Below are 23,635 nucleotides of genomic sequence, written 5' to 3'. Positions count from 1 at the left end.
TTCCGTGCGGAAGGGCGCGATCGTCGCCTGGAGCTACCGGCGCATCGAGAAGACGGCACAGGTCGTGGTGCCGTGCGCGTACAACTTGTCGTCGTCCGCCCCGACGAGGCGCGCCTCGGCCGTCGCGACCGTCCTGCCCACGTGTACGGCTTTCGCCTCGCATCGCAGGGCGCCGGTGTGCGCGAAGGCCGGACGCACCATGTGCACGTTCAACTGGGTCGTGGTGTATCCCACACCGGCGGGCAACATGGTCATGACCGCACACCCGAGCGCCGAGTCGAGCAGGGTCGCGAAATAGCCCCCGTGCACGGAACCCATCGGGTTGTACTGGTGCTCGCCCGTCTCCCCCTCGAAGATCGCGACTCCCGGCTCGACCTTCAGCATCGTGAAGCCCAAGGTGCCGGCGATCGGCGGAGCGGCGATCACACCGTTGAGCATGGCCTGGAGGAATTCGAGCCCGCTCAGCTCCGCGACCTCCCCCGGCAGAGTGGCGGGAGCCCAGCTGTGCGTGCGCGAGCGCAGTGTCGACATCATGAGTATGATTTTGGAACTCAGATGGCGTCCGGCGCAAGTCGCGGACGCCGGTCGAACCCGACCACACTCGCCACCGGCTCGGCGAAGCTCCGCCCGGGCCCCGGCAGCCCCTTCCCAAGGAGTGGAAGCCGTCGGGGCCGGCGCGAACGTCGGCGGTCACGCGAGCCGGAGTGGCCGTTCCGCTCATGACGTCACCGTTCCGCCGCCCACCGGCCCTCTCCGGCCGCGGTCGACGGATCGGACGTCCGGCTCGGCCGGGCGACGCGAAGATCCACATGCCCGCGCTAGATAGTGACACTCTCCAATCGCTGGATAGCGACGCTCCCCCATCAATGCCCGTACGGCGATCCGCGTGAGGGATTCATCACATGAAAAAACCCTCGGAACCGATGTTCCGAGGGTGAGAAAAAGTAGTCCCGAGCGGATTCGAACCGCCGTTACCGCCTTGAGAGGGCGGCGTCCTAGGCCACTAGACGACGGGACCTCGCAGTGTGTGTGGTAGTCCCGAGCGGATTCGAACCGCCGCTACCGCCTTGAGAGGGCGGCGTCCTGGGCCACTAGACGACGGGACCATACACACTGTGATCGGAACCGGGGGGAACCCGAATCCGTAGCATCTCCCCGAGAGGGATGCAGCTGGGGTACCAGGACTCGAACCTAGACTAACTGAACCAGAATCAGTCGTGCTGCCAATTACACCATACCCCATCGTCTCGCTCGCCCCTTGGGGCTCGCTCGCGACTCCGAAAGAATAGCCCAGCTTGGAGCCCACTACCAAAACGATTGCGGCGTGGCTCCTCAACAAAGGTCAGGCGCCTCCTTGTGCGAGTCTGAGAAGAGCCATCAGCACACAGCAGCAGTGAGGAGCAGCCCCCGATGACCCAGGCGGCGGCCAACCCGTTTCTGAGCCCCAGTTCCCTGCCGTACCGACTGCCTCCGTTCCACGAGATCACGGAGGAGCACTACGCGCCGGCGTTCGAGCAGGGGATGGCCGAGCATCTCGCCGAGATCGCAGTGATCGCGGACGATCCCGAGCCGCCGACCTTCGAGAACACCATCGAGGCTCTGGAGCGTTCCGGCGGGCTGCTCGACCGGGTGTCGACGGTCTTCTTCAACCAGGCCTCCTCCGACACCACACCGGGCGTCCAGGAGATCCAGAAGGACGTCACGCCCAAGCTGTCCAAGCACAGCGACGCGATCCATCTGAACGCCCGGCTGTTCGCCCGCATCCGGGCCGTCCAGGCCGCGGACGAGGCCGAGCAGTGGCTCCTCGACCGCTATCTCACCGACTTCACGCGGGCGGGAGCCGTACTCGGTGAAGAGGACCAGGCACGGCTCAGGGAGCTCAACGAGGAACTGTCCACGCTGGCGACCACGTTCCAGCAGAACCTGCTCGCCGACACCAACGCGCGGGCGATCACCGTCGACGACGTCGCCGAGCTCGAGGGCCTGTCGCCGGACGCCGTCCAGGGCCTCCACGAGACGGCCAGGGAGCGCGGCCTGGACGCGGGATACCTCATCACCCTCGTCCTGCCCACCGGCCAGCCCGCGCTCGCCGAGCTCACCCACCGGGCGCTGCGCGAGCGGATCCACAAGGCGTCCACCGGACGCGGAGCCGACAACGCCGAACTGATCACCCGCATCGCGCGGCTGCGCGAGGAGCGGGCCAGGCTGCTCGGGTACACGAACCACGCCGAGTACGTCCTGGCGGACCAGACGGCCGGGACCACCCAGGCGGTCGCCGAGATGCTCGACCGGCTCGTCCCGCCCGCCGTGGCCAACGCCCGCAAGGAGCAGAGCGACCTCGAGGAGATCGCCGGACACGCGATCCAGCCGTGGGACTGGTCCTTCTACGCCGAGAAGGTATGCAAGGCGCGGTACGACATCGACAGCGCCCAGATGCGCCCCTATTTCGAACTGAACAGCGTCCTGTCGCGCGGCGTGTTCTACGCGGCGCAGCGGTTGTACGGGATCACCTTCCGCGAGCGGGAGGACCTGCAGGGATATCACCCCGATGTCCGCGTCTTCGAGGTGTTCAACGAGGACGGTTCGCCCCTGGGCCTGTTCCTCGGCGACTTCTTCGCCCGTGCTTCCAAGCGCGGCGGAGCGTGGATGAACCACCTGGTCAAGCAGTCGGCCCTCGAAGGCACCCGGCCCGTCGTGGTGAACAACCTCAACATCGTCAAGGGTGAGCCGACCCTGCTGACCTTCGACGAGGTCAACACGATGTTCCACGAGTTCGGGCACGCCCTGCACGGCCTGTTCTCCGACGTCCGCTTCCCCCGGTTCTCCGGTACGGCGGTGCCGAGGGACTTCGTCGAGTACCCCTCGCAGGTCAACGAGATGTGGGCGACCGACCCGGAGATCCTCGCCAACTACGCCAAGCACTACGAGACCGGCGAGCCCATGCCGCGGGAGCTCGTGGACCGGATGCTGGAGTCGCAGAAGTTCAACCAGGGCTTCGCGACGGTCGAGTACCTGGCCGCGACCCTGCTGGACTGGGCCTGGCACACCGCCTACACCGGCGGCGACGCCGAGGCGTTCGAGGCCGAGGCCCTGCGGAACGCGGGCGTGGACCTGCCCGCGGTGCCGCCGCGCTACCGCAGCACCTACTTCGCGCACATCTGGTCGAGCGGCTACAGCGCGGGTTACTACTCCTACATCTGGAGCGAGGTCCTCGACGCGGACACGGTCGAGTGGTTCAAGGAGAACGGCGGCCTGCGCAGGGAGAACGGCGACCGGTTCCGGCAGCGGCTGCTGTCCAAGGGTGGGAGCGTGGACGCGCTGACGGCGTTCCGCGACTTCCGGGGGCGCGATCCGCGGATCGAGCCGCTCCTCACCCGGCGCGGTCTCCTCTGACACCGTCCTGATCACGCGGGGGCTCGCGGACCTGCCACGTCGCGAGCGGAAGGGGCAGCGGACCGCTCGTCGCCACGCTGGCGGGTTTCGCGGTCCAACTGCCCCTCGCCTCGCTGCCGAGCTCCTCCTCGCTGGGCGTCACCGGCGTGTGGCCGGCGACGGCCGCCGGGGCGACCCTCTCGCTGGCCCTCACGATGTCGCTGACGGCATGGTCGGCCACATGGCCGACCGGGTTCAGGAGAGCTTCGCGAGAGCCGCACGCAGCCTTTCGAGGGACCGCTCGCGGCCGAGGACCTCGATCGACTCGAACAGCGGGAGACCGACCGTGCGACCGGTGATCGCGACCCGGATCGGCGCCTGGGCCTTGCCCAGCTTGAGCCCGTGCGCGGCCCCGACCTCCTCAAGTGCGGTCTTGAGCGACTCGGGGTCCCAGCTGACGTCCTGCAGACGCTCGGCATACCCGGCGAGGATCTCGGCCGCGCCCGGCTTCATCGCCTTGTCCCACGACGCCTGGTCGTGAACCGGGACGTCCAGGAAGAGGAAGTCCACATTCGCCGTGATCTCGGACAGCACCGCCACGCGGGTCTGCGCGAGCCCGGCGAGCCTGGCGAACGTGCCCCGGTCCCAGCTCGGGTCGAGCCAGGGCTCGCACCGCTCGATGAAGACGTCGAGGGGCAGCGCCCGGATGTACTCGCCGTTGAAGGCGCGCAGCTTCTTCTCGTCGAAGAACGCCGGGGACGGGTTGACGTCCTCGAGCCGGAACAGCGGCATCATCTCCGACCAGGGCATGATCTCCCGGTCGTCGCCGGGTCCCCAGCCGAGCAGCATGAGGTAGTTGACCATCGCCTCGGCGAGATAGCCCTCGTCCCGGTAGGACTCCAGGGCCACCTTGTCGCGCCGCTTGGACAGCTTCTGCCGCTTCTCGTTGACGATGACCGGGACGTGCGCCCAGATCGGCGGCGTGACCCCCAGCGCCTCCCACAGCAGCTGCTGCTTGGGGGTGTTCGACAGGTGCTCCTCCGCGCGTACGACATGGGAGATCCGCATCTCGACGTCGTCGATCACGTTGGCGAGGATGAACAGCGGCGACCCGTCGCCGCGCACGACGACGAAGTCCTCCATGGCGGCGTTCGGGAACTCGACCCGCCCGCGGACCAGGTCGTCCACCACGGTCACGCCCTCGTCGGGGGTGCGGAACCTGACCGCGCCCTCCGTCAGACCGCGATCCCGGCAGAAGCCGTCGTAGCCCTGGTGCTCGGAGCCCGTCCTGGCCTTCACGTCGTCACGCGTACAGGTGCAGTGGTAGGCCTTGCCGTCCTTGAGCAGCGTCGCCGCCGCCTCGCGGTGCTGGGCCTCGTAGGCGGACTGGAAGTAGGGGCCCTCGAAGAACGGCGAGTCGCCGTGGATGCCGATCCAGGCGAGCGCCGAGATGATGCCCTCGGTCCACTCCGGCCGGTTGCGCGCGGCGTCGGTGTCCTCGATGCGGAGCACGAAGGTGCCCCCGGACTGCTCGGCGAGCGCCCAGTTGTAGAGCGCGGAACGGGCGCCGCCGACATGGAACATGCCGGTCGGCGAGGGCGCGAAGCGGACACGCAGGTCAGTCACGAGAGATCACCCGGTTGGTGAGAGTTCCGATTCCTTCGATGCCGACGCTGACCTCGTCACCGACGGACATGGGCCCGACACCGGCGGGTGTGCCGGTCAGGATGATGTCGCCGGGCAGGAGCGTCATGACCGAGCTCACATACGCGATGAGCGTCGGGATGTCATGCAGCAGGAGCGACGTGCGCGCGCTCTGCTTGAGCTCGCCGTTCACGCTGGTCGTGAGGGCGAGGTCGTCCGGGTCCAGGTCGGTCTCGATCCACGGGCCCAGCGGGCAGAACGTGTCGAAGCCCTTGGCCCTGGTCCACTGGCCGTCCTGCTTCTGCAGGTCGCGGGCGGTGACGTCGTTGGCGCACGTGTAGCCGAAGATCACCTCACGCGCGCGCTCGACCGGCACGTCCCGGCAGAGCCGCCCGATGACCACGGCCAGCTCGCCCTCGTAGTCGACCTGCTGCGACAGCTTGCCGGGGTAGGCGATGGCCTCCCCGGGACCGATCACCGAGGTGCTCGGCTTGAGGAAGATGAGCGGTTCCCCGGGGGCCTCGCCGCCCATCTCGCGTGCGTGCTCGGCGTAGTTCTTACCGATCGCCACGACCTTGCTGGGCAGCATCGGCGCGACGATCCTGACCTCCGCGAGCGGATATCTCTCGCCGGTGAGCTCGACCCCGCCGAAGGGATGACCGTCGATCCTGGCGACGACCTGTTCGCCCTCTTCCACCACACCGAACGCGACACCGTCGCCTTTGGAGAACCTCGCGATACGCACGGTCACAAGGCTAGTGCCCTGACCGGCAAGGTCGGCCCGGCGGGAGCGGTGGCGGGGGACGGGCGCGTCCGCCCCTCTCCATGCCCGCCGTACAACCGCGGCGGGCGAACCGCCGTGGCGCGTCCGGGGGGCGACCTGGGCGACTCGTAGTGTGGCCATGTCGGAATTCACTCACCAGAGGAGCCCGCAGTGTCGGTCGTGAAGATCAACGTATTGACGGTGAGCGCGGAGATGCGCGACGAGTTGGAGAAGCGCTTCGCCAACCGCGCCGGGATGGTGGAGACGGCCGACGGATTCGAATGGTTCGAACTGCTGCGGCCGGTCGAGGGCACGGACCGCTACATGGTCTACACCCGGTGGCGTAGCGAGGAGGACTTCCAGCGCTGGCAGGAGAGCCGCGCCTTCCAGGCGGGCCATGCCCAGGCGGCCGCGGAGGCCGGCCAGCAGGGTCACGGACACGGGCAGGCCCCGCAGCAGGGTCACGGCCACGGTCAGGGACCGGCCGCCTCCGGCGCCGAGCTGTGGTCCTTCGAAGTCGTGCAGAGCGCCACCCCGAAGCACAGCTGACCTGGTCGTTCGCCGTACGTCAGATGGCGGTCGGGTGACGGGGCTCGTAGAGGCCGATCTCGGCTCCGCCCGGGAGGCGGAAGCTGGTGACCAGGCCGTAGCCCTCGTCCCCGACCTCCCGGGTGAACGTCACCCCCTTCGCGGTCAGCTCGCCGACCGTCTCCGTGATCCGGTCGCACATCAGATAGAGATCGAACATCGGCCGCTCGCCCGTGGGATGCACCCCCAGCTCGGCGGGTGGCAACCGGAAGATGAGCCAGCCGCTGCCCCCGTCGACGTTCGCGAGGCCGAGCACGTCACGGAGGAAGGCCCGGTCGGCGTCCGGATCACGGCTGTACATGAGCCAGTGCGCGCCTTTGATCATCGCTGCCTCCTTTCCGCGAGTCATTCCCGGGAGAAGGTCAAGCATCCAGCGGGTTAGCGGCAATTCGCCCCGCTATCCCATCCCTGACCGTTTCCGCCGCCGCACTGAGCGGCTTGCGCCGCGCCTGCTCCTCGAACAGGCAACGGAACTCCGGGCCGAACCCGAGGCGGGGATACCGGCCGAGAACACGCGTCCGCAGCTCCGGAGCGAACTCCTCCGGCCGCCGCCCCGAGACGTCCCAGCTCGTGGACACCTGCAACAGGTGGGACTCCGGGTCGACCGAGGGTGAGACGTCATCACGCATGTGCTGCACGATGATCTCGGCCGCCCGCCGCGCCCGCTCCTCCGGCCAACCCGAGGCTCGGGCGAACACCCAGGCGAGGTTTCCCCCCGCCTCCTCGAACGGCGTCGTGTGGCTGTCGAAGGCCGCCGTCAACCCGATGTCGTGCAACAACGCGGAGACGCAGAGCAGCTCGTCGTCGTACGGGATGCCGTGCGCTTCGCCGTACGAGACGGCCCAGAGGTAGGCGCGGACGGAGTGGTTGAGCAACGCGGGCGAGCAGAACCTCGCGGCGACGTCGAGCGCGGTACGGGCGGCGGGGGTTTCGGGCATCGTCCTCATGACGTGGATTCCACCACCGGTCCCGCGTGAGACCGAGACCGACCTGGCCGACGCGTTCCGCATGGGCGTATCGCGGACACGGCGCCCGTCCGGTCCATGCATCGAATGAGCGAGGTCCGTCAGTGTGCGAGGTGCTCGCTTCACCTGCGCGTTGTTGTCGGTGCCGCCTGAAACGATGACGCCTGGTCTGTTCGCTCGAGGTTCGCGACGGTGGTGCCGCGCGGGCCTGACGGAGGTGCGAGGGGTGTTCGTTTCGATGCCCGGGGCGGCCAAGGCGTTGTTGTGGGTGCGGATACTGAACCAGATGGGCGCGTACGCGCTCGCCTTCCTGGCGGTGTTCGCCGGTCCCGGCCTCGCGTCGGCCGCTTTGGCGCTCTTCGGCGTCACGGCCCTGCTCTCACGCTGGGCCGGGGCTTTCGTCCTCGATCGGCTGCCGCCTCGGATCGTGGTGGCGCTGGGGCTCGGCGCGACAGGTCTGTCGTTGGTCGCCCTGTCGGCTGCGCGGACTCCCCCTCAGGTGTTGATCGCCGTCGCTCTGGTGGGCCTGGCGTTCGAGATCTACGAACCGGCGGCCCAGGAGCTGGTGGCCCAGGTCACCGAGGATGATCAGCGCCAGGAGCTGTACGGGCTGTTGGGCAGCTCGCTGGTGGCCGCGGGAGCGATCGGCGGACTGATCGCCGCGGCCCTGCTCCCGCTGGGGGTGCGATGGCTGTTGGTCGTCGACGCTGCCACCTGCCTGGCGGCCGCCGCGGTGGCTCTGTTCTTCCTTCCCCGCGGGGACGGGGAGCGACCGGTTTCCAGACAGGACAGGAAGCGCTGGAGACCGTCGACTCTGCTGCTGCGGTTCACGTTGGCGAGCACCGCCTTCGCCGTCGGTTACCTGGCGGTGGTGATGTTCATGCCCCTGGTGCTCTTGCAGCGCGGCGCACCCGCCTGGCTCCCAGGTGCCGCTCTCACCGGAGCGGCCGCCCTCGCTCCCTTGACCTTGTGGGCGACGCGGCGACTGCTCACCCCACGCCCTCACGGCCTGGTTCTGGCGGGCGGGGCCGTCCTGCTCGGACTGATCGCCCTGACTATGGCCCGCGTGGAGAATCTCCCGTTGACCATCGGGGCTTATCTGGCATGGACAGCCGTGAACGGGGTCCTGCTGGGCCGCTGGCAAGCTCTGGTCGCCGATGCGGCTCCCGAAGTCGAGCGTCCTCGCTGGTTCGCCTTCCAGGGGTCGTCGTGGGGGATCGCTCAGCCCGCCGTCCCGGGCATGGTCACCTTGGTGGGCGGTGTCGCCGACGCTGTCGGACCAGCGGCGTTCCTCACCGCCGGCGCGGCGTTCTTGGCGGTGCCCTTCATGCTGAAGGCGCGTCTGGCCGCTTAGGTCGTCTCCCGGTCGCGCAGTGACCGGGCGAGGCCACGACGGCGGGCTCGCTCGACCGGCCGAGGAGCGGCGGTCGGGTTCCCTCCACCCGGGGAGGGACGTCAAATCCTGCTAACGATGTCACCTGCGGCTTGACCGAATCATTACTATTCGGCCAGCATGATCAATCCCCCTCACCTGTGGTCGGAAGGAACTGGCGTGCGCCCCCGCACTCACGCTCTTGGCCTCATCGCCGCGCTGGCCCTCGCCAGTGGCGGGCCGGCCGTACCCGCAGCGGCCGCTCAGGCGCCCACACGCACGCCGGAATGCCAGGGAGACTGGCTCCCGGCGACACCGACCTCCGACGACGTCATGAACGGTGAACTGTCGTTCCTCGACCGTCCTGCCGTCAAGGTGGGGGCCAAGGTCAACTGGTCGCTCGACCCGTACAAGAGCCGGTCCTGGCAGATGGTCTTCCAGTCGTTGCGCTGGATGGGACGCCTGGTGGCCGACTACGAGGCCACCGGCAAGCAGGCGTATCTCAACCGCGCGATCGAGATCGCCAAGGACTGGGTCGAGAAGAACCCCTACGGCGGGCGGACCACCAACAAGTACGCCTGGATGGACCACCCGACCGCGCTGCGCGCCCCGGCGCTGGTCTGCCTGAGCAGGTACGTCTCCGACGCCTGGCTGAAGGACAGCCTGGCCGTGCACGCGAAGGTGCTGGCCGACCCGCGCTTCTACAAGATCGGGCACAACCACGGGCTCGACCAGGACATCGGCCTGCTGCGGATCGGCTGCCGCTACAACCAGAAGCGCTGGAAGGACCTCGCCCTGAGCCGCATGGTGAAGTCGATGAAGCTCGACATCGACTCCGAGGGCTCACTCAGGGAGCAGGCCCCGCGGTACGCCATCTACGTGCACGACCGGCTCAGGGTCGCGACGGACACCATCAAGGACTGCGACCTCAAGGTGCCCGACGACCTCGCCAGGCGATGGGACGGCCTGCCCAAGCACATCACCGCGGCCACGCAGCCCAACGGCTACATGGTGCCGCTCGGGGACGGGCCGCCGAACATCCAGCCGGCGGGGTTCACCCACTCCTCCGAGACGGTGCAGGTCTTCAAGGCCGGTTACGTCTTCGGCCGTACGGCGTGGGGCGACCCGCAGTCGGCGTACTACTCGATCAGGTTCGGGCCGGGGATGAAGTACCACGGCCACGAGGACCACCTGGGCGTGACCTACTACGCGCAGGGCCGCAACGTGCTCACCGAAGCGGGGTTCCACTCCTACGAGAACACCCCGTACCGGCGCTGGACGATGACGCCGGAGGCGCACAACGTCCCGGTGGTCGTGGGGAAGAGGTTCCGCGGCCGCACGCCGTCGTCGCTCGCCCGCCGCTCCGTGGGCAAGGACCGGCAGTCGTTCACCCTCACCGACAAGGCGTACGGCGTCAGCCGTACCAGAGCGGTGCTCGTGAACCATGACCAGGACGTCATGGCGGTGCTCGACACGGCCGGCGGCAAGGTCCGCAACCTGTGGCACATCGACCCGTCCTTGAAGGTCGTCTCGAACGCCGGGGGCAGCGTCGTCGTCGGCGACGGCTCGTGGCGGGCGACGCTGGTGCAGCTCTCCATGCCCTCGTGCAAGCCGATCGGCGGCCAGAAGGTGGTCCGCGGCCAGACCAACCCCTACCAGGGGTGGATCTCCCCGGCCTACATGCAGAAGGCTCCCGCTCCGGTGATGGTCTCCCCCGCGGCCTCGTCACTGCTGACGATCATCGTGCCCGGTACGGCCAAGCCCGACGTGACCTGCTCAGGCCGTACCGTGATCGTCCACACCTCCGACGGCCCGGCCACCTTCAAGATCTCCGGCTCCGACCTCGTCTGACCCCGCCGTCTCACGACGACGGGGTCAGCGAAGGGATCGACGGCGCCCGGCCCGCCGTGCCGACGGCGCGGCGATCAGGCGCTGTATCCGGCGCGGAGGAGGCCGTACGTGACGGCCTGCTCCAGGGCCTGCCAGGACGCCTCGACGATGTTCTCGGCGACGCCGACGGTGGACCAGTCGGCGGTGGCGTCGCTGGAGGTGATGAGCACCCGGGTGATGGCGTCGGTGCCGTGGGTGCCCTCCAGGATGCGGACCTTGAAGTCGATGAGCTCGACGCCGGCCAACTCGGGGTAGAGCTTCTCCAGCGCGAGCCGTACCGCCTTGTCGAGAGCGTTGACGGGACCGTTGCCCTCGCCGGTGGCGACGATGCGCTCGCCCTTGGCGTGCAGCTTGACCGTGGCCTCGCTCGCGACCTCGCCGGACGGGCGCCGCTCGACGATGACCCGCCAGGACTCGACGGAGAAGTGGCGCCTGCGCTCACCCGCGACGGTGTCACGCAGGAGCAGCTCGAAGGACGCGTCGGCGGCCTCGAACGTGTGACCGCGGGACTCCAGTTCCTTGACGCGCTCGACGAGCTGGCGGGACTGATCCGAGGACAGGTCGTACCCGAGCTCCTTGCCCTTGAGCTCGACGGATGCCCGGCCGGCCATGTCGGAGACGAGCATGCGCATGTCGTTGCCGACCTGGGCCGGGTCGATGTGCTGGTAGAGGTTCGGGTCGATCTTGATGGCCGAGGCGTGCAGCCCCGCCTTGTGCGCGAACGCGGACGTGCCGACGTACGGCTGGTGCGAGTTCGGCGTGACGTTGGTGACCTCGGTGATCGCGTGCGCGATGCGGGTCATCTCCCGGAGAGACTGCGCGGGTACGAGGTCGAACCCCTTCTTGAGCTGGAGGTTCGCCACGACCGTGAACAGGTTGGCGTTGCCGGAGCGCTCGCCGTACCCGTTGGCGCAGCCCTGCACATGGGTGGCACCGGCCTTGACGGCGGCGAGGGTGTTGGCGACGGCGCAGCCGGTGTCGTCGTGGCAGTGGATGCCGACCCGTGCTCCGGTGGACGCGGCGGCGTGGACCACGTCGGCCAGCTCGTCGGGAAGCATGCCGCCGTTGGTGTCGCACAGCGCGATGACCGACGCCCCGGCTTCGGCGGCGGTCCGGAGGACTTCCAGGGCGTAGGCCGGGTTGGACGCGTAGCCGTCGAAGAAGTGCTCGGCGTCGAGGAAGACGCGCTGGCCCTCCGCACGCAGGTGAGAGACCGTGTCGCGGATCATCGCGAGGTTCTCCTGGAGAGTCGTGCGGAGAGCCAGCTCCACGTGCCTGTCGTGACTCTTGGCGACAAGGGTCACGACGGGCGCGCCGGATTCGCGCAGTGCGGCCACCAGCGGGTCGTCGGCGGCCTTCACTCCGGCTCGGCGGGTCGCGCCGAACGCGGCGAGTTGCGCGTGCTTCAGGTCGAGCTCTGTTTGAGCCCGCCGGAAGAATTCGGTGTCCTTGGGGTTGGCGCCCGGCCAGCCGCCCTCGATGAAGCCGACGCCGAGGCCGTCCAGCTGACGGGCGATGGCCAGCTTGTCGGCGACCGTGAGGTTCAGGCCTTCCTGCTGGGCTCCGTCACGCAGCGTGGTGTCGTACACGTGGAAGCGGTCATCGGCCATTTCTTGCTATCTCCTTCGCGGGGTGTTCCTCGCCGCGCGCGGTCTTCCGCTCTATCGCTGTGCCGGAAAACACAAAAGACCCCTCACGGACGTGAGAGGTCTGCGCGCTGGCGTTGTCCTGATGTCAGCCAGCGCGCCTGCCGATAATGAGCAGACCGTAGAACATGGTGTCTTGAGTCTGCCACACGCCGTGACATGCCCGGTACATCTGTCTCACGATACGAGACGCCAATCTTGTGTCGCGACCCGTAGCCCTTGCTGAACTGGGAAAGCAGTCCCGCTGACGAACGCTCGAGCGTCGCGGCGAGTCCAGAATTAAGGTGATGACCATGAAAGCCGCGAACTTCATCGACGCTTCCGTCGCCGCGTACACCGTCGCGCACACCACCCGGCCTGACGACGTACTGCTCGGCCTCGCCGAGGAGACGGCGAGGGCGACGGGCGGTGACGCCATCATGCAGATCTCCCCGGAACAGGGGACCCTGCTCACGATGCTCGTCCAGATCAGCGGCGCCCGCCGGGCCGTGGAGGTCGGCACGTTCACGGGTTACTCGTCGATCTGCATCGCCCGGGGGCTACCGGAGGACGGCGAGCTGATCGCCTGCGATCTGAGCGACGAGTGGACCTCGGTCGCCCGTCGCTACTGGGAGAAGGCAGGCGTCTCGGACAGGATCGAGCTGCGCCTCGGTCCGGCGGCCGAGACGCTCCGGGCGATGCCCAGGAAGGAGTTCGTCGACTTCGCGTTCATCGACGCGGACAAGGTGGGATACCCCGTCTACTACGAGGAGATCATGGCGCGACTCGTCCCCGGCGGGCTGATCTGCGTGGACAACACGCTCCAGAGTGGCGCGATCATCGATCTCGACGCCGGTGGCTCCGTACCGGCGATGCGCCGGTTCAACGACCTCGTCGCGAGTGACGAGCGGGTGACCACCATTCTCCTCCCGGTCGCCGACGGCCTCACCCTCATCCGCAAGCGCTGACTTGCGGGAACTCCAGGTACACGGACACCTTTGCGATTACAGTACGTGTCGCGTCAATCACGTTGCGCCGCCCACCTGGAGGGGATGATGTACCCATGGCCAGGGTTCTCGTCGAGCCCACGACATCATCGGAGACGAACAGAGCGGATCTCTATCGCCGCTATCACGAGACATGCGCGATGCATCCCGACCGCAGAGTCGAGATCATCGACGGCCGGATCGTGGCGAAGGAGGTGCCGGCAGGAGAGCACAACGACGTCATCTCTCGCCTGATCCTTCAGATCGCGAGCATCGTCGCCAGCCGTGACCGGGGTCTGTGGACCAATATCAAACTGTTCCTCGGCCCGCAGGTCGATCGTTACATCCCGGACCTGACGATCGTGCCGAAGAAGCGGCACATGTGGGGCGATGACGAGGTCTACGGGCACAGCACGCTGCTCATCGTGGAAGTGGTGTCCAAGAGCAGCGTCCAGGACGACCACGTCATCAAGCCGCGGACCTGTGCTTTGGCGGGGGTGCCGCTCTATCTGGTGATCGACACCTTCAAGGGCGTCGCCAGGCTGATGAGCGAGCCGGGCGACAAGGGGTATCAGCACCAACTCGAGGTGACGCTGGGCAAGCCACTGCCGCTGCCGGAGCCGTGGGACATGGCCGTCGACACCGCCACGCTGATCGAGACGTGAGCCGTACGGACCGCTGCCGCGCGTGGGAGCGGTGATCGGCAGGAGCCCGGCGAAGGCGAGGCCGCCGGGCTCCTGCCGTGTCGACTAGCAGATCTTGTGGATCCAGCTGTAGGAGTCGGGACGGTTGCCGAACTGGATGCCCATGAGCTCCTCGCGGATCTTCTGGGTGACCGTGCCGGGGGTGCCGTCACCGATCGTCCACGAGCGATCCGCGCCCTTGACGGTGCCCACCGGGGTGACCACGGCCGCGGTGCCGCAGGCGAAGACCTCGGTCAGCTCGCCCGACTCGCAGCCGGCCTGCCACTCCTCGATCGAGATCCGGCCCTCCTCGGCCTTCAGGCCCAGGTCGGCGGCGAAGGCGAGGATCGAGTCACGGGTGACACCGGGCAGGAGCGTCCCGGTCAGCGCGGGGGTGAGCAGCCGGTCGCCGAAGACGAAGAAGAGGTTCATCCCGCCCATCTCCTCGACGTAGCGGTGCTCGTTCGCGTCCAGCCAGACGACCTGGTCACAGCCCTGCTCGACGGCCTGGCGCTGGGCGACGAAGGCCGCCGCGTAGTTGCCGCCGCACTTGGCGAAGCCGGTGCCTCCGGGGGCGGCCCGGGTGTACTCCGTGGACAGCCACACCGAGACCGGCTTGACGCCGCCCGAGAAGTACGACGCCGCGGGAGAGGCGATCACCATGTAGCGGTACGTCTTCGAGGGGTAGTTCACGCCGAGTCCGACCTGGGTGGCGATGATGAAGGGCCGCAGGTAGAGGCTGTGCCCCTCGGTCGTCGGCACCCACTCCTTGTCGGTCTGGACGAGCAGTTCCAGCGACTCGACGAACGCCTCCTCGGGCAGCTCGGGCATCGCCATCCGCAGCGCGGACTTGTTGAACCTGGCCGCGTTGGCGTACGGCCGGAACGACACGATCGAGCCGTTCGCCTGGCGATACGCCTTGAGCCCCTCGAACAGTTCCTGCGCGTAGTGGAACACCGCCGTCGCCGGGTCCAGGACCAGCGGCCCGTACGGCTCCAGCCTCGCGTCGTGCCAGCCGCGGCCTTCGGTGTAGTCGATGGAGATCATGTGATCGGTGAAGATCTGCCCGAAGCCGGGGTTGGCCAGTACCTGCTCACGCTCGGCCGCGGTGCGGGCCTGCTGGTTGAGCTGCACGTCGAAGCTGAGCTGGCTGGTCATTACGGCGATCCTTCTCTCTACGTCGTCACATTCATTGTGCGACCTATGGGGAAACCTAAGGCATCAAAGAGGGTATGAAAAAGCGCATGGCGGCCCGGCTCGGGCCGCCATGCGCATGGACGAGGTGAGCGGCCCGGCTCAGCCGGCTACTCGGGCGGCGATGTCGTCGCCGATCTCACGGGTCGTTCTGGCGGTCCAGGCGCCCTGGCGCTCGACGAGGTCGTCGGCGACCGCCTGCTCGACCTTCCGCGCGTCCTCGGCGAGGCCGATGTGGTCGAGGAGCATGGCGATGGACAGGATCGTGGCGGTCGGGTCGGCCTTGCCCATGCCCGCGATGTCGGGGGCGCTGCCGTGGACCGGCTCGAACATGGAGGGCGCGGTCCGGTCGGGGTTGATGTTGCCGCTGGCGGCGAGGCCGATGCCGCCGGCCACCGCCGCGCCGATGTCGGTGATGATGTCGCCGAAGAGGTTGTCGGTGACGATCACGTCGAACCGCTCGGGCTGGGTGATGAAGAACATCGACGCCGCGTCGATGTGGCAGTAGTCGGTCTCGACCTGCGGGAAGTCGAGGCTGACCCGGGCGACCGTGCGGGCCCAGAGGTCACCGGCGTAGGTGAGCACGTTGGTCTTGTGAACCAGGGTGAGCTTCCTGCGCGGCCGCTGGGCGGCCTTCTCGAAGGCGTAGCGGACGACCCGCTCGACGCCGAAGGCCGTGTTGAGCGACTCCTGGGTGGCGATCTCGTGCGGTGTGCCGCGGCGCAGCGTGCCGCCGGCTCCGGCGTACAGCCCCTCGGTGCCCTCACGGACGACGACCATGTCGATGTCCTCGGGGCGGGACTTGCCCAGCGGGGTCTCCACGCCGGGGAAGAGCTTGACCGGACGCAGGTTCACGTAGTGGTCGAGCTCGAAGCGGAGCCGAAGCAGCAGGTCGCGCTCGAGGATGCCCGGAGGGACGCTGGGGTCGCCGACGGCGCCCAGCACGATGGCGTCATAGCCGCGCAACTCGTCCAGCACCGCGTCGGGAAGGACCTCCCCGGTCGCGTGATAGCGCTTCGCGCCCAGGTCGTACTCAGTGGTCTCGACCTTGACGCCGACCGCGTTGAGGACCTTGAGTCCCTCGGTGACGACCTCGATGCCGATCCCGTCACCCGGGATCACCGCCAGACGGATGTTGCTCGAATCCATGCATGTACCCTACCTGTCCGTCTCGTAGATCGAACGCAAGGTCTCACTATCCGGGCGGAGTCACCGCGACGGCGCGCTCGAAGACCAGGTCTCGGGCCGTCGCCAGACCGAACGCGAGCGCGCCGAGCAGCACGGCGTCCGCGCCGAGCGTGGACGCCTCGATCCGGGGCGGGCGCAGCGCGACCAGTGCGGGAAGCCGCTCGGTCACGGGGCCGATGAGCAGGTCGGCGGCCTGCGTGCCGATGCCTCCGCCCAGCACGACCAGCTCAGGATCGAGTACGGCGACGATCCCGGCGAGCGCGTGCGCCACGTGGTCGGCCTCGGCGGAGACGACCTTGAGCGCGGTCTCGTCTCCCGCCCTGGCCGCGTCGAAGACGTCCTTCGCGGTGGCGGCGATCATACCCAACCGGGCGGCCGCGGCGATCACGCCGTCCGCCGACGCGACCGACTCGAACATGCCGCGCCCCGGATCGGCCCGCGGGTCGCCCTCGCCGACCGGCATGTAGGAGATCTCACCGGCCGCTCCGCGTGAGCCGCGATAGAGCTTGCCGTCGATGACCACGCCCATGCCGATGCCCGTGCCGAGGGAGACGTAGACGAAATGGGGGACGCCCTCGCCCAGGCCGTACGCGCCCTCCCCCACCGCGGCGAGGTCCACGTCGTTCTCCAGGATGTACGGAGATCCGGTGACGTCGGCGAGCCGTTCTACCGCGCCGGGCAGCTCCCAGCCGGGCAGGTTGGGGGCCACGCGCAGCGCGCCCGTCTCCTTGTCGTGGATGCCCGGAGTCCCGAAGACCGTCAGCGTGATGTCGCCGGGGGCGAGACCGGCCTCGGTGGTGAGCGCGGCCGCCATCTCGGTGAGCTGGGCCAGCACCTCGTCGTAGCTCTCCGCCCGGGACGGCTCGTCCCTGCGCGCGACGATCTCCCCCACCAGGTCGGCCAGCGCGAACCGTACGTAGGCCCGGCCGATGTCGACGGCCAGCACCCAGCCGGCCTGCGGGCGGATCTCGTAGAGCAGGGCGGCTCGGCCCGCGTTGCCCGTACGCAGCCCGACCGGGCGGACCAGCCGCGCACGCTCCAGATCCGCCAGGGCGACGGAGATCGTGGGTTTGGACAGGCCGGTGGCCTGCGCCAGCTCCGGCCGGGAGACCTTGCCCAGCCGGAAGATCTCCGCGAACACCGCACGCTCGTTCATCACCCGGAGCAGGCTGGTCGTGTTGGCGGTCCCGCCGCCCATGCTCACCACGTTCCCCAGGGTGGCATACACGCTTCGGAAGGCAGGCCAGTTGATCAATGGTGGATCGCCCTGCACCATCCGCTCCTCCATGACGTGATCTCGCCTCAACCCCTGGTCATGAAGCTGATAGTAAATTACCTTTCTTATCAACCCTCGGGGTCGTGAGAAAGGAATCGTGTGCCGATGCGACGAGGAATGCTGGCCATCTCCGTCGCGGCGCTTCTGTTCGGCGCCGCCTGCGGAAACAGCTCCGACACGGAGGCGAAGCCGTCCGAGGCCACGGCGGGCGGGGCAGGTGGGGCCGGCGGCGGCAAGACCGTCGCCCTGTTCCTTCCCGAGTCGAAGACGACGCGGTACGAGGCGTTCGACCGCCCGTTGTTCGAGGCCAAGGTCGCGGAGCTCTGCCCGGACTGCCACGTCCTGTACTCCAACGCCGACCAGGACGCGGCCAAGCAGCAGCAACAGGTCGAGGCCGCCCTCACCCAGGGGGCCGACGTGCTCGTGCTCGACGCCGTGGACGCCGCCGCCGTCGCGCCGCTGGTCAACAAGGCCAAGCAGAAGAAGGTCCCGGTGATCGCCTACGACCGGCTGATCTCCGGCATCGATTACGAGTACTACGTCTCGTTCGACAACGTCCGTGTCGGCGAGATGCAGGGCCAGGCGCTGCTGGACGCGCTCAACGCCAAGGGCACGGCGGGCAAGGGAGAGATCGTGATGATCCACGGCTCGCCCACCGACCCCAGCTCGGCCGACTACAAGAAGGGCGCGCACAACATCCTCGACGGCAAGGTCACGATCGGCCGGGAGTTCGACACGCCCGACTGGAGCCCGGACAAGGCCCAGCAGGAGATGGAGCAGGCCATCACCGCGATCGGCCGCGACAACATCGTGGGCGTGCTGTCCGCCAACGACGGCATGGCGAGCGGCGCCATCGCCGCCATGAAGCGGGCCGGCTACACGACCATGCCGCCGATCACCGGGCAGGACTCCGAACTGGCGGCCGTGCAACGGATCCTCAGCGGCGAGCAGTACATGACGATCTACCTCGACATCCGGGCCGAGGCGGAGAGATCGGCGGAGCTCGCCGTCGCGCTGGCCAAGGGCGAGAAGCCGGCCGCTCCCGACAAGGCGAACAACGGCACGGCGGACATCCCGGCGTACCTGCTCGACCCCATCCCGGTCACCGTCGACAAGATCGCGGACACGATCATCAAGGACGGCTTCTACAAGGCGGCCGACGTCTGCACACCCGAACTCACGGACGCGTGTGCCAAGGCGGGCATCAAGTAGATGATCTCGGCGACGGACATATCCAAGCGGTACGGCGCGGTCCAGGCCCTCCAGGGAGTGAGCCTGGACCTCCGCCCCGGCGAGGTGGTGGCACTGGTCGGCGACAACGGGGCGGGGAAGTCGACCCTGGTCAAGGTCATCGCGGGCGCCGTCAGCCCCGACTCGGGAGGACTCGTCATCGACGACCGGCCCGTGCACGTCGGCACCCCTCACGACGCCCAGCGACTGGGCATCTCGACCGTCTACCAGGACCTCGCCCTGTGCGAGAACCTCGACGTGGTGGCCAACCTCTTCCTCGGGTCAGAACGGCGGCGGTTGTCGATCCTCAGCCACATCCGGATGGAGCGATCCGCGCGCGACCTGCTCACCTCGCTCGACGTGCGCATCCGCGACATCCGGGTGCCGGTCGCGATGCTCTCCGGCGGCCAGCGCCAGTCCGTGGCCATCGCCCGCGCGCTGATCGGCGAGCCCCGGCTCGTCATCCTCGACGAGCCGACCGCCGCCCTGGGCGTCGAGCAGACCGCCCAGGTCCTCGACCTCATCAGGCGGCTGCGCGAGCGTGGCCTGGCGGTGCTGCTCATCTCCCACAACCTCGCCGACGTGCGCGCGGTCAGCGACCGCGTCGTGGTCCTGCGCCTGGGCCGCAACGCCGGCGAGTTCCGTACGGCCGACGCCTCTCAGGAGTCGATCGTGGCCGCGATCACCGGAGCCGCCGCATGACGAACGCCGCCACCACGGTGCGCAAGCCGTACACGCCGAAGGAGGCCGTCGAGCGGTTGCGGCACGGGGACCTCGGCGCGTGGCCGGTCGTCGGCGGGCTGATCGCGATCGCGGTCGTCTTCGGGTCGCTCAACGAGCACTTCCTGTCCCCGGAGAACCTCACCAACCTGGCCCTCCAGATGGCGGCGACCGGGACGATCTCGCTCGGCATCATCATGGTGCTGCTGCTCGGCGAGATCGATCTGTCCGCGGGATCCGTCAGCGGCCTGTGCGCCGTGGTCATGGCCATCCTGTCCGAACGGATGCACTGGAACCCGCTCCTGGCGATCCTCACCGCCCTGGTGGCGGGTGCCCTCGTCGGACTGCTGCACGGGCTGATGTTCACCCGGATCCGGATGCCGTCGTTCGTGGTGACGCTGGCGGGCCTGATCGGCTGGCAGGGCCTGCTGCTCTACCTGCTGGGCTCGGGCGGCATCATCAACCTGCCCTTCGACGGATTCGTCGCGAAACTGAGCGACACCTGGTTGCCGTCCTGGCTGGCCTGGACGGTGACCGCGGCACTGGTGACCGTCTACGCGGCGTCGGGGCTGATCGGCCGGCGGCTGAGGATCGCCGCCGACCTGCCGGTGACCGCCACGTGGTGGCCGGTCGCCAAGGTCGGGGGCCTCGCGATCGTGCTGGCGGGATCCGTACTCGTGATGTCGGCGGACCGCGGCGTACCGCTGCTGCTGGTGATCTTCGGCGGGCTGGTGGTGGTTCTCGACCTGATCCTGCGGCACACCGCGTTCGGCCGGTGGATGTACGCCGTGGGAGGCAACGTCGAGGCGGCCCGCCGGGCGGGCATCGGCGTGACGCGGATCCGCGTGCTGGCGTTCGTGTTGTCGTCCGTGCTGGCGGCCTTCGGCGGCATCCTGTCGGCCAGTCGCCTTTCCGCCGTCAACCAGGGGTCGGGCGGCAGTGACATCCTGCTCATGGCGATCGCCGCCGCGGTCATCGGCGGCACGTCGCTGTTCGGCGGCCGCGGGCGGACGTACGCGGCGCTGCTCGGCATCCTGGTCATCCAGTCGATCACCAACGGCATGTACCTGCTGAGCGTGGACTCCTCGGTGCGGTACATGGTGACCGCCGCGGTCCTCGCCCTCGCCGTCGCCATCGACTCCCTGGCCCGGCGCGGCAGCACCACGTGAGCACGGACCACATCACATGGGCACGGGCCACACAGCCACGGTGCACATGGGCGCAGTTCGCGCGGCCACGTGGTCCCGCGAGCACGGGGCCACGTGACCTTTCGGGTGTCAGCGCTCCGGCGACCCGCCGTTGTCACGGCGGTCGAGCGCGGTCTGCAGCGCGTCGGCCGCCTCGTCGTGGACATCCTCGGCGTTGTTCCAGGGATACATGTCGTACATGATCGATCTCATTCGTGCGTACGGAACGGAATGAAACGGGACGGAATCCGATCGCGGATCCGGAGACAGGGCCGCACCGAAGGCGCGGATCGCGCACCCATGGGCGCAGAAGGGAACTCATGACCGGCATGACGCCGCACACCGCGGCGGGTCTACCGGTCTGCCCTTGATCAGGCCCCGCCGCGGCAGATGATGAGTACGAACACCTGGCGCGCCATCTGCGTCAGATTACCCCAGAATCTCGTAGGACGACCTAGTATCTCAATATTCGAGACAACAGCCGTGGTTCTCCGCAGCATGCGAGGCAACGTCGCCTCAAGGGCGCCCCGAGCCCGCGCGAGCGCATCGAGCGGCAATCAAACACAACAGGCCCGCTCCACTGGTGTGGAGCGGGCCTGCTTCAACGCGTGATCGTGCGGTCGGATCAGTCCTCGAGGTCGACCGTGCGGCCGCTGTCGGCGCCGATCTCGTTCATGATCTGCTCGACGACGTCGGCCGGGATGGCCGAGTCGACGGTCAGCGCGGTCAGGGCCTTGCCGCCCTTCTCGCCCCGGGCGACCTGCATGGAGGCGATGTTGACGCCGTGCTCGCCGAGCACCCGGCCCACGATGCCGACGATGCCGGGACGGTCGGCGTAGGTGAAGAAGGCCAGGTGGTCGGTGGGCTCGATCTCCATGGCGAAGCCGTTGACCTCGACGATCTTCGTGATCTGCCGGGGGCCGGACAGCGTACCGGAGACCGAGACGGTGCGGCCGTCGGCGAGCACGCCGCGCACGGTGATGACGTTGCGCCAGTCGGGGCTCTCGCCGCTGGTGACCAGTTCGACCACGGTGCCGCGGTCCTTCGCGAGCAGCGGGGCGTTGACGTAGGTCACCGTGTCCTCGACGACATCGGCGAAGACGCCCTTGAGCGCGGCCAGTTCGAGCACGCGCACGTCCTGTCCCGCGATCTCGCCGCGCACTTCGACGTCGAGCTTGGTGGCGACCTCGCCGGCGAGCGCGGTGAAGATGCGGCCGAGCTTCTCGGTGAGCGGCAGGCCCGGCTTGACGTCCTCGGCGACGGCGCCGCCCTGGACGTTGACGGCGTCGGGCACGAACTCGCCGGCCAGGGCCAGCTTGACGCTGCGCGCGACCTGGGTGCCGGCCTTCTCCTGCGCCTCGTGCGTGGACGCGCCGAGGTGCGGGGTGACGACGACCTGGTCGAACTCGAACAGCGGGCTGTCCGTGCACGGCTCCTTGGCGAAGACGTCGATGCCGGCGCCCGCGACGCGGCCCTCCTTGAGCGCGGAGTACAACGCGTTCTCGTCGATGATGCCGCCGCGCGCGACGTTGATCAGCCGGACCGACGGCTTGACCATGTGGAGCTCGCGGTCGCCGATGAGACCGACGGTCTCCTTCGACTTGGGCAGGTGCACGGTGATGAAGTCGGACTGCTGGAGCACCTCCTCCAGCGACGCCAGCTTGACGCCCATCTGGGCGGCGCGGGCCGGCTGGAGGTAGGGGTCGTAGGCGATCAGCTCGACGCCGAACGGCTGCAGGCGCTGGGCGACCAGCTGACCGATCTTGCCGAGGCCGAGGATGCCGACGACCTTCTCGTCGAGTTCGACACCGGTGTACTTGGAGCGCTTCCACTCGCCGCCCTTGAGGGCGCTGTGGCCCTGGGCGACGTTGCGGGCGCTGGCCAGGATCAGCGCGACCGTGTGCTCGGCGGCGCTGGTGATGTTGGACGTCGGAGCGTTGACGACCATGACACCGGCCTTGGTGGCCGCCTCGACGTCGACGTTGTCCAGGCCGACCCCGGCGCGGGCCACCACGCGCAACTTCGGCGCGTGCGCGATGGCCTCGGCGTCCACCTGGGTGGCGCTGCGGACGATCAGCGCGTCCACGTCGGCGAGCGCGGGCAGCAGCTGGGATCGGTCGGCACCGTCGGTGTGACGGACCTCGAAGTCCGCGCCGAGCACGGCCAGACCGGCATCGGACAGCTCCTCTGCGACAAGGACGACGGGCTTGTTCACTGGCGATCCTTAGGAAAGTGCGGCTGCACGGACACGCGTGAGTCTATCCGGGCCTTGTGAAAGCTCTCACGAGCGACCGGTATGCGAGACGTACGGGCCCTTGGAGATCATCGCGAATCGTGAGATTCACTCACATGTTCGCTAACTGATGGCTTTACCCAAGATGGACCGGTCCCATCCAGAGAGGCTCTATCTTGGTATTGATCGCACACATTCTTCACGATTAGCCTGATAAGCCATGGTTCGCTACCTATCGTTCAGCCTATGAGCATCGGGAACCCCTCTCTCGGCGACGTGCTCGCGCAGCACGGTAGCCCGCAACGTCTGCTCGCGGCTCTCGCCGAATGGGGAATCCTGGTGGCCGTCCGGCCTGACCGTTCCGTCGTGCTCGGCACGACGCAGAGCGGCGAGCGCGTGCTGCTCGGTTACACCGCCCCGGCGACCTACGCCCGCCACCGGGGCAGCCACTCCCTGTCGGCCTGCGACGCCGAGACCATTCTCGACATCCAGCGCGTCACCGGCGTCCGGGAGATCGTGATCGACGCGGCCGGCCCCGCGGCCGCCGCCGTACCGATCGAGGATCTCCAGCGGTATCTCACGTCGGCACGGAGCGGCGCCTCCGCCGCCCTGTCGGCGCCGAGGTCCGCACCGGCGCCCACGGCGTACGCCACGGGAGCGATGGCCACCGTCGCGCGAGCGCAGGTGACGCAGGCGCCCCCCGCACCGGTGCGTACTCC

General features: G+C 68.5%; 20 protein-coding genes, 3 tRNA genes and 1 pseudogene. 10 read left to right on the top strand and 14 right to left on the bottom strand.

Annotation, left to right across the window (positions count from 1 at the left end; all coding sequences use genetic code 11):
• Positions 1–33: 33 nt before the first annotated feature.
• The 4 genes from IMZ11_RS14100 to IMZ11_RS14085 all read right to left on the bottom strand — a co-directional run bounded on the left by IMZ11_RS14100 (position 34) and on the right by IMZ11_RS14085 (position 1,242).
• On the bottom strand, positions 34–534 hold the full coding sequence (locus IMZ11_RS14100; RefSeq protein ID WP_228641498.1) for a PaaI family thioesterase: 501 nt from the start codon (positions 532–534) through the stop codon (positions 34–36).
• Positions 535–945: 411 nt separating this feature from the next.
• Positions 946–1,018: transfer RNA gene (locus IMZ11_RS14095), tRNA-Glu, on the bottom strand.
• A 12-nt stretch (positions 1,019–1,030) separates the two neighbouring features.
• Positions 1,031–1,106, bottom strand: a tRNA-Glu gene (locus IMZ11_RS14090).
• A 64-nt stretch (positions 1,107–1,170) separates the two neighbouring features.
• A tRNA-Gln gene (locus tag IMZ11_RS14085) sits at positions 1,171–1,242 on the bottom strand.
• A gap of 168 nt (positions 1,243–1,410) precedes the next feature.
• Here IMZ11_RS14085 and IMZ11_RS14080 point away from each other — a divergent pair.
• Positions 1,411–3,393, top strand: a complete 1,983-nt coding sequence (locus IMZ11_RS14080) for a M3 family metallopeptidase (RefSeq protein ID WP_228641496.1) — start codon at positions 1,411–1,413, stop codon at positions 3,391–3,393.
• Here IMZ11_RS14080 and IMZ11_RS14075 read toward each other — a convergent pair.
• From IMZ11_RS14075 to IMZ11_RS14065, 3 genes are read right to left on the bottom strand one after another with little or no spacing between them, the layout of a single operon-like run.
• On the bottom strand, positions 3,371–3,613 hold the full coding sequence (locus tag IMZ11_RS14075) for a hypothetical protein (RefSeq protein ID WP_228641494.1): 243 nt from the start codon (positions 3,611–3,613) through the stop codon (positions 3,371–3,373). The genes IMZ11_RS14080 and IMZ11_RS14075 overlap by 23 nt on opposite strands.
• Positions 3,614–3,627: 14 nt before the next feature.
• Positions 3,628–4,998 carry a glutamate--tRNA ligase gene (gltX, locus tag IMZ11_RS14070; RefSeq protein ID WP_228641492.1) on the bottom strand — a complete coding sequence of 457 codons (1,371 nt, stop codon included), beginning with the start codon at positions 4,996–4,998 and terminating at the stop codon, positions 3,628–3,630.
• Positions 4,991–5,761 carry a fumarylacetoacetate hydrolase family protein gene (locus IMZ11_RS14065; RefSeq protein WP_228641490.1) on the bottom strand — a complete coding sequence of 257 codons (771 nt, stop codon included), beginning with the start codon at positions 5,759–5,761 and terminating at the stop codon, positions 4,991–4,993. Before IMZ11_RS14065 ends, gltX begins: the two co-directional genes overlap by 8 nt.
• 189 nt (positions 5,762–5,950) lie before the next feature.
• Between IMZ11_RS14065 and IMZ11_RS14060 the strand changes: the two genes are divergently transcribed.
• Positions 5,951–6,328: an antibiotic biosynthesis monooxygenase gene (locus IMZ11_RS14060; RefSeq protein ID WP_061255055.1), complete on the top strand. Its 378-nt coding sequence runs from the start codon at positions 5,951–5,953 to the stop codon at positions 6,326–6,328.
• 19 nt (positions 6,329–6,347) lie between these two features.
• Here IMZ11_RS14060 and IMZ11_RS14055 read toward each other — a convergent pair whose 3' ends face one another.
• On the bottom strand, positions 6,348–6,692 hold the full coding sequence (locus IMZ11_RS14055; protein ID WP_228641488.1) for a VOC family protein: 345 nt from the start codon (positions 6,690–6,692) through the stop codon (positions 6,348–6,350).
• A gap of 37 nt (positions 6,693–6,729) precedes the next feature.
• Positions 6,730–7,314, bottom strand: a complete 585-nt coding sequence (locus IMZ11_RS14050) for an HD domain-containing protein (RefSeq protein WP_228641486.1) — start codon at positions 7,312–7,314, stop codon at positions 6,730–6,732.
• 244 nt (positions 7,315–7,558) lie between these two features.
• On the opposite strand from IMZ11_RS14050, the gene IMZ11_RS14045 reads away from it, so the two are divergent.
• Both IMZ11_RS14045 and IMZ11_RS14040 read left to right on the top strand, forming a co-directional pair.
• Complete coding sequence (locus tag IMZ11_RS14045; protein WP_228641483.1) at positions 7,559–8,686, top strand: MFS transporter; 1,128 nt, start codon at positions 7,559–7,561, stop codon at positions 8,684–8,686.
• A 198-nt stretch (positions 8,687–8,884) separates the two neighbouring features.
• Positions 8,885–10,555: a heparinase II/III family protein gene (locus IMZ11_RS14040; protein WP_228641481.1), complete on the top strand. Its 1,671-nt coding sequence runs from the start codon at positions 8,885–8,887 to the stop codon at positions 10,553–10,555.
• A 74-nt stretch (positions 10,556–10,629) separates the two neighbouring features.
• Here the strand turns inward: IMZ11_RS14040 and cimA are convergent, their stop codons facing one another.
• Positions 10,630–12,204 carry a citramalate synthase gene (gene cimA, locus IMZ11_RS14035; RefSeq protein WP_061255057.1) on the bottom strand — a complete coding sequence of 525 codons (1,575 nt, stop codon included), beginning with the start codon at positions 12,202–12,204 and terminating at the stop codon, positions 10,630–10,632.
• A gap of 329 nt (positions 12,205–12,533) precedes the next feature.
• Between cimA and IMZ11_RS14030 the strand changes: the two genes are divergently transcribed.
• Together IMZ11_RS14030 and IMZ11_RS14025 are read left to right on the top strand one after the other, a co-directional pair.
• Entirely contained in the window at positions 12,534–13,187 is a 654-nt protein-coding gene (locus IMZ11_RS14030) for an O-methyltransferase (RefSeq protein WP_374462272.1), read from the top strand.
• A gap of 95 nt (positions 13,188–13,282) precedes the next feature.
• Positions 13,283–13,870, top strand: a complete 588-nt coding sequence (locus IMZ11_RS14025) for a Uma2 family endonuclease (RefSeq protein ID WP_228641477.1) — start codon at positions 13,283–13,285, stop codon at positions 13,868–13,870.
• 84 nt (positions 13,871–13,954) lie between these two features.
• Here the strand turns inward: IMZ11_RS14025 and IMZ11_RS14020 are convergent, their stop codons facing one another.
• The 3 genes from IMZ11_RS14020 to IMZ11_RS14010 form a co-directional block, all read right to left on the bottom strand.
• Entirely contained in the window at positions 13,955–15,046 is a 1,092-nt protein-coding gene (locus tag IMZ11_RS14020) for a branched-chain amino acid aminotransferase (protein ID WP_228641475.1), read from the bottom strand.
• A 138-nt stretch (positions 15,047–15,184) separates the two neighbouring features.
• On the bottom strand, positions 15,185–16,231 hold the full coding sequence (locus IMZ11_RS14015; RefSeq protein ID WP_061255060.1) for a 3-isopropylmalate dehydrogenase: 1,047 nt from the start codon (positions 16,229–16,231) through the stop codon (positions 15,185–15,187).
• A 46-nt stretch (positions 16,232–16,277) separates the two neighbouring features.
• Positions 16,278–17,216 carry an ROK family protein gene (locus IMZ11_RS14010; RefSeq protein WP_374462271.1) on the bottom strand — a complete coding sequence of 313 codons (939 nt, stop codon included), beginning with the start codon at positions 17,214–17,216 and terminating at the stop codon, positions 16,278–16,280.
• Between the two features lie 435 nt (positions 17,217–17,651).
• Between IMZ11_RS14010 and IMZ11_RS14005 the strand changes: the two genes are divergently transcribed.
• Genes IMZ11_RS14005 through IMZ11_RS13995 form a run of 3 tightly spaced genes read left to right on the top strand, consistent with a single transcriptional unit; the run spans position 17,652 to position 20,665 of the window.
• On the top strand, positions 17,652–18,758 hold the full coding sequence (locus IMZ11_RS14005) for a sugar ABC transporter substrate-binding protein (RefSeq protein ID WP_228641471.1): 1,107 nt from the start codon (positions 17,652–17,654) through the stop codon (positions 18,756–18,758).
• On the top strand, positions 18,759–19,478 hold the full coding sequence (locus IMZ11_RS14000) for an ATP-binding cassette domain-containing protein (RefSeq protein ID WP_061255063.1): 720 nt from the start codon (positions 18,759–18,761) through the stop codon (positions 19,476–19,478).
• Positions 19,475–20,665 carry a sugar ABC transporter permease gene (locus IMZ11_RS13995; protein WP_228641469.1) on the top strand — a complete coding sequence of 397 codons (1,191 nt, stop codon included), beginning with the start codon at positions 19,475–19,477 and terminating at the stop codon, positions 20,663–20,665. Before IMZ11_RS14000 ends, IMZ11_RS13995 begins: the two co-directional genes overlap by 4 nt.
• 643 nt (positions 20,666–21,308) lie before the next feature.
• Here the strand turns inward: IMZ11_RS13995 and serA are convergent.
• Positions 21,309–22,898 carry a phosphoglycerate dehydrogenase gene (gene serA, locus IMZ11_RS13990; RefSeq protein WP_228641467.1) on the bottom strand — a complete coding sequence of 530 codons (1,590 nt, stop codon included), beginning with the start codon at positions 22,896–22,898 and terminating at the stop codon, positions 21,309–21,311.
• A gap of 264 nt (positions 22,899–23,162) precedes the next feature.
• Here serA and IMZ11_RS13985 point away from each other — a divergent pair.
• Positions 23,163–23,635, top strand: a pseudogene (locus IMZ11_RS13985) (hypothetical protein); the annotation flags it as partial.

It is taken from the genome of Microtetraspora sp. AC03309 (assembly GCF_020826795.1).
Classification (GTDB): Bacteria; Actinomycetota; Actinomycetes; order Streptosporangiales; family Streptosporangiaceae; genus Microtetraspora; species Microtetraspora glauca.
This window is presented reverse-complemented; position numbering and strand designations above follow the sequence as displayed.